The following is an 11726-nucleotide window of genomic DNA, read 5'->3' as shown; positions in this document are numbered from 1 at the left end:
TTTTAAATAGTCATTATACAAGAAAGGATTCATATCAGATTTCTTCATGTCGGCATTGCTATATTTTGCTTTGTGGTTGATGAAAAAATTGTAAGAAAAATGCCAGCTTGAGGATGATGATCTGTGAGGAGCTTGTGATAAATTGAATCTCATCCATTTTTTATGAAAAGATAAGCTGTGTGATCGTATGAGTTAAATGAGTCTTAATTTTAGTATATAATTACAAGAAGTATGTTTGTTGAATGGGTTAGTTGAAAAAAATTATGGCTGTGTTTTATTATTGAGTAAGGATAGCAAAAAACATTTTAAGATTTTTTAGTCATTAGTTATTGTATTCATTTTTCTTTTTCTCAAAGATGGCAGAACTATCGTAGGCACTTTCTCTTTAAAACTATTCACATTTATGACAGTGGAGATGAAATAAAAGGTCTTTGGGGTTGCTTGTGCTTGTTTCAATAAGTTGTTGATTGATGGATGTAAGGATTTGCATTCATGATAGGGAGAACGATTACTTTGATAGCGGGGCCAACAGCAAGTGGAAAATCGGCACTTGCCTTACAAATGGCTCAGGAGAAAAATGCTCTCATCATTAATACTGATTCAATGCAGATTTATGATGTTTTAAATATTTTAACGGCAAGACCTACACAGACTGATACTGCGGTTGCTCCACACTATCTCTATGGTTATGTGAGTCCTAGTGTGAATTATTCAGTAGGGAGATGGTTGTGTGATGTTGAGAAATTGTTGACTACATTTACGTCAAAATCGCTTATTTTTGTTGGTGGAACAGGACTTTATTTTCGTGCTCTTTTAGAAGGAATTTCAACAATCCCTCATATTCCAGATGCCGTGCGGCAGAAATGGCGAATTCGGCTTGATAAAGAGGGTGCAGAAAGCCTTTATCACCAATTGTTGAAGGTTGATAATGTTTTCGCTGAGAAAATTTCTTCACAAGATGGACAACGTATTGTCCGTGCTTTGGAAGTTTATGATGCAACTGATAAAAAGCTAAGTTGGTGGCAGAAGCAAAAAACACTCCCCCTCATTGCGCTAAATTGTTCAGAAAAAATTCTTCTCATTCCACCGCGTCAGTTGCTGTATGAACGTATTCATAAACGGTTGGAATCTATGATTGAAAGGGGTGCTTTAGAAGAGGTGATTGCTATGAAGAAGCTTGCACTTTCGCCTTTTTTACCGGCGATGAAGGCTATTGGTGTACCTGAATTTATAGCTTATTTGGATGGGCAGCAAAGTTTTGAGAAGGCTCTTGAAACGGTAAAAACACAAACGAGGAGGTATGCAAAAAGGCAAATGACATGGTTTCGTAATCAATTTGATGAAGAATGGATACTTATTTCTTGATAAAGGAGGCTATAAGATTGAAAAGCAATGTAAAAAATTGAATTGTGAATGGAATTTTTAAAAGAAGTATATTTTTTTATTGACGGATGGGATCAATGGAATTAGAAATCCTTTTATAGGGAAGGTTTTCCTTATGTATTTTGTGCATTAGAATAGTGGGGGGTAATCATACAATCTGTGTTTTGTGTGTAATAGGCTCTCTCAGAGCCTTTTTTTATAGGCTCCTTCGGGTTTTTTTAATTGTGCTATCAAGTGGACGAGTGGGAAAATGACAAATCATCCAAGAATGCAAGAGAGTGCGAACGGAAAAACAATGTTGGGCGCTGAAATGGTGGTTCAAGCTCTTGTTGATCAAGGGGTTAAACATCTTTTTGGTTATCCTGGTGGGGCTGTTCTTCCTATTTTTGATGTTCTTTATCAACAAGATTCACTGCAGCATATTTTGGTGCGTCATGAACAAGCAGCAGGTCATGCTGCTGAAGGTTATGCACGTAGCACAGGGGAAGTAGGTGTTATGCTTGTGACTTCTGGTCCAGGGGCAACGAACGCTGTGACACCTTTGCAAGATGCGCTTATGGATTCTATTCCTCTTGTTTGTTTTTCTGGTCAGGTGCCGACAACTGTGATTGGAACAAATGGTTTTCAAGAGGCTGATACGATTAATATTACAAGGTCCTGCACGAAACAGAATTGGTTGGTTGAAGATGTGAATGATCTTGCGGAAATTATTCATGAAGCTTTCTTTATTGCTCAATCAGGACGTCCAGGACCGGTTTTGATTGATATTCCTAAGGATATTCAATTTGCTTCAGGTCTTTATAGAACGCCTCAAGTTTCGGCATCTTTGCGTTCTTCTCCACAGTTGAAAGGGGATATTAAGGCTATCGAATATACTGCTTCTCTTTTAGCTGAAGCAAAACGGCCTGTTATTTATTCTGGTGGTGGTGTTATTTCATCGGGTCTTCAAGCTGTAAAGCTTTTGCGTGATTTGGTTCAATTGGGAGATTTTCCGATTACTTCAACACTCATGGGACTTGGTGCTTATCCGGCTTCTGGCAAAAATTGGCTTGGAATGCTTGGAATGCATGGAACCTATGAGGCTAATATGGCCATGCATGATTGCGATGTTATGTTAGCTGTTGGGGCACGGTTTGATGATCGTATCACTGGGCGGCTTGATGCATTTGCACCTCATGCGCGCATTATTCATATTGATATTGATCCTTCTTCTATCAATAAAATCATAAAAGTGAAAGTTCCACTTATTGGCGATGTAGCTGATATTTTAGGAGATATAAATCAACGCTTAAATATGCAGAAACAAATATTAAAGAAAGAAAGTCGTGATGCGTGGTGGGCACAAATTAATCGCTGGAGAGCTCGTAATTCATTAGCATATACAGAGAAAAAAGATGCTATTATGCCACAATATGCTCTTGAACGACTTTATGCACTGACCAAAGATGCGAATGCTTATATCACAACGGATGTTGGACAGCATCAGATGTGGGCGGCGCAGTATTATCGTTTTGATGAGCCAAAACATTGGATGACTTCTGGTGGTCTTGGAACTATGGGCTATGGCCTTCCTGCTGCTATTGGTGTTCAGATTGCACATCCTGATGCACTTGTTGTGTGTATTTCTGGTGATGCTTCAATTCAAATGAATATCCAAGAACTTGCAACGGCAATTCAACATAAAACGCCAGTGAAAATTTTTATTTTAAATAATCAATATATGGGTATGGTCCGACAATGGCAGCAATTGCTGCATGGTAATCGTCTTTCTCATTCTTATACGGAGTCGATGCCTGATTTTGTAAAATTAGCACAATCTTACGAAGCGGTTGGGATTCGTTGTTCAGAACCGGATGAACTTGATGGTAAAATTCAGCAAATGATTGATTGTGAAAAACCAGTTCTCTTTGATTGTCGTGTCTCTAATTTAGAGAATTGTTTTCCCATGATTCCATCTGGGTGTGCACATAATGATATGCTGTTGCCTGACGAGGCTCATGATGAAGCAGTTGCCAATGCTATTTCTGTTGAGGGACAATATTTGGTCTAAGGAGTTTGCAATTACGATAACACCGATGTTAAATTTTACTTTAGTGACTTTCTTTACTTTGAATATAATTCGACATAAGCTCAATATGTAGGTTGTTTTAAGTTTATTGTATGTATTATTTTGCTATAGAGTAAGGTATTATTTTTCAATAAGAATGTGATTTGATGAAAATGTGTGATACAAATTTTATTTGGGTATAAGATTGAGATTATGGAGTGTTTTGTTCAAGAGTTTCACTGGTACAAAGTTTGATGATTGTGCTGTGAGAAGGGGAGGATGGGCATGTCTCGACAAAGATTTTTTTCAATAGAGGTTTTGTTTTCAAAGTGCTTGCTCTTTTTACACGAATCTTATTTTGATAAATTATGCAGTTTTCACTGGAACAGGATAATGCATTGAAGGCTGTTTCTGCGTGGTTGAAGGAAGGGGGTTCTCCGCTTTTTCGTCTCTTTGGTTATGCAGGAACTGGGAAGACGACGCTTGCTCGCTATTTTGCAGAAACAGTTGATGGTGCTGTCCAATTTGCAGCGTTTACAGGTAAGGCGGCTCAGGTTTTGCGTTCTAAAGGTGCAAGCAATGCTTGTACTATTCATTCGCTGATTTATTGTCCGCGTGGGGAGGAAGAAATTTCTGATGAAGTCACCGGAAAAAAGTCTATTGCACCGACATTTGCATTAAATCGGAGGAGTGCGGCTGCGCAAGCAAAACTCATTATTGTTGATGAGTGTTCAATGGTAGATGAACAATTAGCCCGTGATTTAATGAGTTTTCGGACACCGATTCTTGTTCTTGGTGATCCAGGTCAATTGCCTCCTATCTCAGGAGGTGGTTTTTTTTTCAATGGTGCACCAGATTTTCTTCTTTCAGAAATTCATCGACAAGCGCGGGATAATCCTATCGTTCGTTTAGCTATGGACGTGCGTGAAGGACGCGATATTGCTTATGGTGACTATGGAGCAGCTCGCGTTGTTACACGTAAAGAGGTGGATAAACAGTTGGTTTTGGATGCTGATCAGCTTTTGGTAGGGATTAACCGAACGCGTTATCTTTATAACAAACGTTTGCGTGAGTTGAAGGGCTTTACGGCAGATTATCCACAAGTAGGAGACAAGCTTGTGTGTTTGCGCAATGATCCGGCTAAAGGCTTGTTGAATGGTTCTTTATGGAAAGTGATGACTTCACAGAAGGAAACCATTAAACTGGGTGTTAATCTTCTCGTTAAGCCAGAAGAGAGTGAACGTGGAGTGGTGAAGATTAAGCTTTTAAAAGCAGTGTTTGAGAGTCCTGATAATGATGTTTCATGGCAATTAAAAAAAAGATACGATGATTTTGATTATGGATATGCATTAACTGTTCATAAGGCACAAGGGTCTCAATGGGATATTGTGGTTTTATTTGATGAAAGTTTTGCATTTCGTGATATGCATGCACGCTGGCTTTATACCGGAATTACCCGTGCGGCAGAGCGTTTGACCATTGTTCGATAGAGAAAATTATTTTTATTGTCTGGGCTTATGCTGGGGAATGTATCTTTTTTCTGTCTTTTAGATTATGTATGTAAATGGGAGTATATATGGCAGTAAAACTTTCGGTTAATCTCAATGCTGTTGCGGTTTTGCGCAATCGACGTAATCTTCCATGGCCAAATATTAAGAGTATTGGGCATATAGCGCTTACAGCTGGTGCAACAGGTTTGACAGTTCATCCACGACCGGATGAACGACATGTTCGTTTTGCTGATTTGCCAGACATACGTTATTTAATTAACAGTGCTTTTCCCACTGCAGAGTTTAATATTGAAGGTTATCCAAGTGATAGATTTTTGAATTTGGCAGAAAAATATGCTGATCAGATTACCCTTGTCCCTGATGATCCAGCTCAATCAACCTCCGATCATGGTTGGGATTTTTCTCATAATGCGGAGTTTTTGGCGCCTATTATTCAGCGCTTGAAAGAAAAGAAAATTCGTGTGTCGTTATTTGCTAATCCTCTTGTGGATGGTCTTGACATTGCTAAAGCAATTGGTGCTGATTGTGTGGAATTTTATACTGGACCTTATGGTGGTGCATTTAAAGATAAAGCAAAACAGGATCAAGAATTGAAGAAACTTACTTTAGCGGCAAGAAAGGCTAAAGAACTGCAATTAGGTGTTAATGCAGGTCATGATCTGACGATTACCAACCTTCCTGCTCTTGTTAATCATATTTTTTGGCTTGATGAAGTTTCTATTGGTCATGGGCTTATTGCTGATGCGTTAGAACACGGAATTTATGAAACTGTTCAGCGTTTCATTCGGTTATTATCGTAATTTTTTTCTCCTTTATTCAATTTTATGAATGAGCTTTTATAAAACTCTGCAAATTCTGCTTCATAAGAGTGATTTTACACATGTTTGATAAAGAATAATGCTCTGCTCTTCGCTGATATATGATTTGTAAGTCTGTATTAAGTGTTTTTGTATTCATGTAATCTTTCAGTAAAGATAAAAAATATATATTTAGGATATTGTTTTTATTAATAAGATTTAATTCCTCTGTTTGAAGAATCTTTTTACTGTGTGAGAAGGAAAATTTATTTTTTATATTAGATCTGTGCATCTCAGGAAGATTTGAGAGTAAGATTTGAATGGTGATTGCTTTATTTGTAAAAGATGAGGTGTGTTACTAGGAGAAGTGTGATATCAAGTTAGAAATTGGTGAAAGATTTACCATTTTAGGGAATAAGTTTTGCAGATGCTTATAAAATTGAAAACTTTACCTGTCGTTTTGGGTAAGAAATTCATGTTGTTTTAAAACTGAGTCTCAACGGTGAAAGTTTCTCCTTAACTCTTAGGCAAGTGTTATTTCATTCATGAATCCATGGTATGAGATGGCATAGAATCTATCGATAAATCTTATGATTGTAGTTTCAGAAGGAGGCATTAGTTTTTAGAAAAACTTTCTAAGAATTAGCAATATGGGGGGTGATAGTGCTTTTTAAGATTGATATTTCTTTTATTCGTGTTTATCTCTGGGCTGGGAAGTCTAGATTGGCAGCATATCATAGAAAAAGTCAGTATGAGAACGAAGCGTTAAAAAGAGCAAACTTAAGATTTGATTACTGAAGAGTCTACACTGTTATGAATGTTTTGAGCTAAGCTTTGTGTTTCTTTCTGATCTCAAAGACGGTAATGATAATATCCAAGCAGTTTGGCTTGTTGAAGAGCGAGAAAATATCCAAATTATCGCTGATATGATAATAATTATATTAAGAGGTACAAAGAGAGGGGATAAAAAAACAAAATTCTTCCTTTTTCCAATTAAGATTATAACGCAAAACGGTGATGAACATGCTGATAAAGTACATTATCTTATCGAATAATTCTTCGATAAATCAAACACTTAATATGTATTTTCTAGTGATTGGATAAAAAAGCTTCTTCTTTTATGGGATTATTGTTTTAAGCTTTAATTTTCCTCAAGGGCTAGATGTTAAGTGCAAAAAAAAACTAAAATATGAACTACGAGACTCATTTTATAATTTTTCTTGCTATCCGTTTGAATTTAGTTCATGCTCAAAAACCGCATCGTGTACCTTAACTTTGAGGGCACTAAGGCTACAAAAGTTCATTATGCAGAAGAAGAGTACAATTTAGAGTCTATATTTTTTTTCAGCAATATTGTTTTATATAATGTATCGTTTTTTGTAGAGCGGCGGCTGAAGTTTCTTTTTGGATCTCAATATGTGTTTGTAAGGATAGGGGGCATGGTTTTTTTGTATGCAATATATATCTTTTAAAGATTATTCAATTGCAGTTCTGTTATGAAGAATAATGTGTTTATTCATAGTATGTGATGCACTGAAGGGTGGTTTTAGCTTTTTATTCAATAAAAAATCTAAAATTTTCAGTTTTAATATAAATATAAGGAAGTATTTTCATGCGTGTTTATTATGATCGTGATGCGAACGTTAATTTGATTAAAGAGAAAAAAGTGGCTATTGTTGGTTATGGTTCACAAGGGCGGGCGCATGCTTTAAATCTGAAAGATTCCGGTGTTCAAAATGTGAAAATTGCTTTGCGCTCGGAGTCAGTAACAACTAAAAAGGCTGTCGCAGATGGTTTTGAGGTTATTCCTGTTGCTGAAGCGGCAAAATGGGCAGATCTCATCATGATGGCAACACCAGATGAATTGCAAGCTGATATCTATAAAGAGCATATTCATGATCATTTACGTGATGGTGCTGTGATTGCTTTTGCACATGGTTTGAGTATTCATTTTGGTCTCATTGAACCTAAAAAAACAGTTGATGTCGTGATGATTGCTCCTAAAGGTCCAGGTCATACAGTTCGCAATGAATATCAAAATGGTTGTGGTGTTCCTTGCTTAATTGCTGTTGCACAAGATGCTTCAGGGCATGCCCATGATGTCGTATTGTCTTATGCATGTGGTCTTGGTGGTGGACGTGCTGGGGTGATTGAGACAACATTTAAAGAAGAATGCGAAACTGATCTTTTTGGTGAACAAGCAGTTCTATGTGGTGGTCTTGTTGAGCTTATTCGAGCAGGTTATGAAACACTAACAGAAGCAGGTTATGCGCCGGAAATGGCTTATTTTGAGTGTTTGCATGAGGTTAAATTGATCGTTGATCTCATGTATGAAGGTGGCATTGCCAATATGAATTATTCCATTTCCAATACGGCGGAATGGGGCGAATATATGTCTGGTCCACGCGTGATTACGGATGAGACAAGAGCAGAAATGAAACGTATTTTGAAAGATATTCAGACGGGTAAATTTACTTCAAATTGGATTCAGGAATATAAAGCTGGTGCTGCTCATTTTAAAGGTATGCGCCGTTTGAATGATAGCCATCCTATTGAAGAAGTTGGAAAAAAGCTCCGTTCTATGATGCCTTGGATAAAGACGAACGCTTTGGTTGATAAAGAACGTAATTGAAGTTTATATAAAATATTATGTAAACAGCTTTTATGTTTTATATACAAAAAGGGTAGTTTTGGTTACCCTTTCTTGATATGTTTTTTATGTGTAATTTTATTTGTTATCTTGAGCAGTTTCTTTTCTTATAAACATAAAATACATTATGCCTAAGAAAATAAACCAAAATATACTATATTTTAAAGCTATTAGAGTATCAGATTCTAATGTCAATAAATAGAGCATGAAAGCAAAAAAAGCTAAAATAACTCCACACATGATAACACCTCCTGGCATTTTGTAGATAGATTCGGCATGTAGATGAGGGCGATTGCGACGATACATAATATAGCTAACCAAAATTACAGACCATACAAATAAAAATGCAATCGCTGAAATACTGGTCACAATTGTAAAAGCGCTTATAATGTTTGGAGATGATGATGCAATTGTGTATCCTAATAAAATACATAAGCAGGAAAAGAATAGGGCATTTGCTGGAACATGGTATTTGGAAAGTTTTCCTAAAAACCGAGGCGCACCTTTTTGTGTTGCAAGCCCATATATCATGCGACTGGTAGAAAAAATACCACTATTTGCTGAAGAGGCAGCTGAGGTGAGAACAACAAAATTTATCAAACCAGCAGCTATTGGAATGCCAGCAAGCCAAAACATCGAGACAAAGGGACTTTTATCTGGAACAACTTGATTCCAAGGTGTGACTGACATTATCACAATGAGAGAAAAAATATAAAAGAGTACAATACGAAACGGTATTGCACTAATTGCCTTTGGTAGAACTTTTTTAGGCTCTTTAACTTCAGCTGCAGTCGTTCCGGCAATTTCTATACCAATAAAAGAAAAAATGGCTATTTGAAATCCAGCAAAAAAACCTGGAATTCCCCGAGGAAAGATATTTCCATTGTTCCATACATGACTGAGAGAGGCAACAGTACCGTTTGGAGAGGTAAATCCAGTAAAAATCATATAAAATCCAACAACGATTAATGCCAAAATCGCTACGACTTTAATAAGGCCAAACCAAAATTCAAGTTCACCGAACATTTTTACTGCAAGAAGATTAAGGGTTAAAAAGAAAATAATGCAAGCGAAAACGATAATCCATGGATTGAGTGTTGGCCACCAAAAATGCGTATAAGTGATGATAGCAATAATATCTGCAGCTCCAGTTACAACCCAGCTCAACCAATAGCTCCAGCCGACAAAAAAAGCAATTCCTGGTCCTAGCATATCGGTTGAAAAATCAATAAGAGATCGGTATTGTGAGTTAGAAAGCAATAATTCTCCCATAGCACGCATTACGAAATATAAAGCACAACCAATAATCGCATAAACCAGTATGATGGAAGGACCTGCTACACTGATTGTTTTTCCTGATCCCATGAAGAGGCCTGTTCCAATAGCACCACCTAGGGCTATAAGTTGTACGTGACGGTTATTTAAGCCACGTTGTAATTTCTTCTTAGGTTTATTTTCTGAATTTTGTTTATAGTCCATTTTTAGGAGGTTCCCTTTAATTACTTAAAATTACGCTGAAAAAGATGATCTTGCTCATCGAAGCATGATATGAATGAGGAGTAAAGGAGAAAAAAATTTTTTATGACTTCATGTGGATAAAGAGAAAGAATATGGAAGTAATGCTGTATACTACTTCGTTCTCGAGTAATGCAACAGATATTGGGGTATTGGTTTTTAAGTTGTAGCTGAGATAGCTGATAAGAAGACTTAGTGTTACTATGAGAGTTATAAGCTGTTTCAAATAGTTGTAAGAAACTGCTTATAGATTATAGTGAATTCTACCTTTTAAGTCTTGTAGTTGTTTTATCATAGTAGAGAAAAATTTTAATTTTCAGTCGAACAGGATAGAGAATCGTCATCTTACTGAAAAAAAAATCTCTAATGGCAGAAGATTTTTAAATAATTTCTTCATGGGTAATTTCCGTTACGATAAAAAGATCAAAGATAAAAAAGAAAATTTTGGTATTCATTTTTAGAAAGATATTGTTGATTTTAGTGATACAAAAGTCGTTAATCAGCAATCTGGCATTGAGCATTGAGTTCTGGTGATTTTTCTTATTGCTGAAAGACGATTTTGATGAATGTTTCATTCAGAAATATTATATTTTTCTCAATTATTTTAGTGATTTTTATTTGGTAGTATAAAATGGAAGGAAACTCTTTCCTTTTGCACAAAGGAAGTGAGAAAGACTATCGATTCTTTAATCTTAAAGTTGTAAATAAGAATTCTTTTCAGATTCTTACACTATTTATAGAATCTTATGAGCACTGCGCAGATCATATAGAAGGGTCTTTACAGATATAGTAGAGAAATGAGTTGTATCCATAGCATTTTCTCTTTTGTAAAAATTGGTAAAAATCTATTTGTGGGGGATGAAAGAGAAAACTAAGAGGACAAAATGATTTTGAAAGAGACAAAAATTCTCTTACAAAGAGGGATAGATAATTGCTATAAGAATTTCAAATAATTTCTTTTTAGTCCATTTTGTTGCGAAATTGTTAGGATATTTGTTTAATGAATTATATTCCTTACTTACAAGAAAGATTAAAAGGCTTCAAATGACCTATGAAATGCCTTTGAAATCTCCTTCTTGAAAAGCTCTTTAAAATATTTTGAAAAAAAATAGTCGGTATAAAATTTATGATGAATTATATAAAATCTGTTGACAAATAACATCGTCAAAAAAGTATACGGATAAAATAAGGTGTGCTTTGCAGAGGCAAGTTTGAGGAATTTCATTCCTGAACCTTCATTCATGCATTCCGCATCTTAAAAAGAACAGAAAAATCACTACATTAACGCGATATGAAAACAGGTGGTGGGTGATGAGGGAATCGAACCCACGACCCGCTGATTAAGAGTCAGCTGCTCTACCGCCTGAGCTAATCACCCACAGTTACTTAAACAATGAGAACGAGGGGTCTCTATAACGCTCTTAAGGAACTATGTCTAGATGGTTTTTATTGTTTTTTATATGAAAATGGTAAAGTCTATAGCTAAACTCACTGTAAGGTTAAAAATATACTGTACTACCCCCTTGATCTTATCTAAAAATAGACCCATTATAAAAATCTTTATAAATTAAGTGTTCTGATTATTATGCAGTAAGTGTTCTGATTATTATGCAGAACTGGAGTTGGAGGATTATCGAGCGTAATGCCCGAGCAAAATACAAAGGAACCTTTCTGTGGTTACAGATGGTGTGGTCCATCGTTCTATTTTATAGCTATGTGCGTTTAAGCAATGTTTGGTTATTGCTTGCTTTGTTTGCAGTTTTTTTGTGTTCAATGGTTTTGTTTAATTATGAGAATGAAAGCTCATGAGTTTGTTTTGTCAA

The 11726-nt window shown here is 36.0% G+C and carries 7 protein-coding genes and 1 tRNA gene; 6 read left to right on the top strand and 2 right to left on the bottom strand.

All coding sequences use genetic code 11. The features are described 5' to 3' along the window. The first annotated feature begins 492 nt into the window (after positions 1-492). From miaA to ilvC, 6 genes are all read left to right on the top strand, one after another. Positions 493-1365 carry a tRNA (adenosine(37)-N6)-dimethylallyltransferase MiaA gene (gene miaA, locus O9A_RS05995; protein ID WP_034459688.1) on the top strand — a complete coding sequence of 291 codons (873 nt, stop codon included), beginning with the start codon at positions 493-495 and terminating at the stop codon, positions 1363-1365. A gap of 268 nt (positions 1366-1633) precedes the next feature. After that, a complete protein-coding gene (locus O9A_RS05990; RefSeq protein WP_034459685.1) occupies positions 1634-3433 on the top strand; it encodes an acetolactate synthase 3 large subunit in 1800 nt (599 codons plus the stop codon). 365 nt (positions 3434-3798) lie between these two features. Then, positions 3799-4920 carry an ATP-dependent DNA helicase gene (locus tag O9A_RS05985; RefSeq protein ID WP_034459683.1) on the top strand — a complete coding sequence of 374 codons (1122 nt, stop codon included), beginning with the start codon at positions 3799-3801 and terminating at the stop codon, positions 4918-4920. Positions 4921-5006: 86 nt separating this feature from the next. Then, a complete protein-coding gene (locus O9A_RS05980; RefSeq protein WP_034459681.1) occupies positions 5007-5741 on the top strand; it encodes a pyridoxine 5'-phosphate synthase in 735 nt (244 codons plus the stop codon). An 833-nt stretch (positions 5742-6574) separates the two neighbouring features. Then, positions 6575-6793 carry a hypothetical protein gene (locus O9A_RS05975; RefSeq protein ID WP_034459678.1) on the top strand — a complete coding sequence of 73 codons (219 nt, stop codon included), beginning with the start codon at positions 6575-6577 and terminating at the stop codon, positions 6791-6793. A gap of 557 nt (positions 6794-7350) precedes the next feature. Continuing rightward, complete coding sequence (gene ilvC, locus O9A_RS05970) at positions 7351-8370, top strand: ketol-acid reductoisomerase (protein ID WP_034459676.1); 1020 nt, start codon at positions 7351-7353, stop codon at positions 8368-8370. Positions 8371-8466: 96 nt separating this feature from the next. Here ilvC and O9A_RS05965 read toward each other — a convergent pair whose 3' ends face one another. Together O9A_RS05965 and O9A_RS05960 are read right to left on the bottom strand one after the other, a co-directional pair. Further along, on the bottom strand, positions 8467-9867 hold the full coding sequence (locus O9A_RS05965) for an amino acid permease (RefSeq protein ID WP_034459674.1): 1401 nt from the start codon (positions 9865-9867) through the stop codon (positions 8467-8469). Between the two features lie 1338 nt (positions 9868-11205). Then, a tRNA-Lys gene (locus O9A_RS05960) sits at positions 11206-11281 on the bottom strand. Positions 11282-11726 lie beyond the last annotated feature (445 nt).

The organism is Bartonella koehlerae C-29, assembly GCF_000706625.1.
Classification (GTDB): Bacteria; Pseudomonadota; Alphaproteobacteria; order Rhizobiales; family Rhizobiaceae; genus Bartonella; species Bartonella koehlerae.
This window is presented reverse-complemented; position numbering and strand designations above follow the sequence as displayed.

What these genes read in the sequence shown, in the direction of transcription:
- miaA (WP_034459688.1), top strand. Translation starts at nt 493, where the DNA reads ATGATAGGGAGAACGATTACTTTGATAGCGGGGCCAACAGCAAGTGGA.
- O9A_RS05990 (WP_034459685.1), top strand. Translation starts at nt 1,634, where the DNA reads ATGACAAATCATCCAAGAATGCAAGAGAGTGCGAACGGAAAAACAATG.
- O9A_RS05985 (WP_034459683.1), top strand. Translation starts at nt 3,799, where the DNA reads ATGCAGTTTTCACTGGAACAGGATAATGCATTGAAGGCTGTTTCTGCG.
- O9A_RS05980 (WP_034459681.1), top strand. Translation starts at nt 5,007, where the DNA reads ATGGCAGTAAAACTTTCGGTTAATCTCAATGCTGTTGCGGTTTTGCGC.
- ilvC (WP_034459676.1), top strand. Translation starts at nt 7,351, where the DNA reads ATGCGTGTTTATTATGATCGTGATGCGAACGTTAATTTGATTAAAGAG.
- O9A_RS05965 (WP_034459674.1), bottom strand. Translation starts at nt 9,867, where the DNA reads ATGGACTATAAACAAAATTCAGAAAATAAACCTAAGAAGAAATTACAA.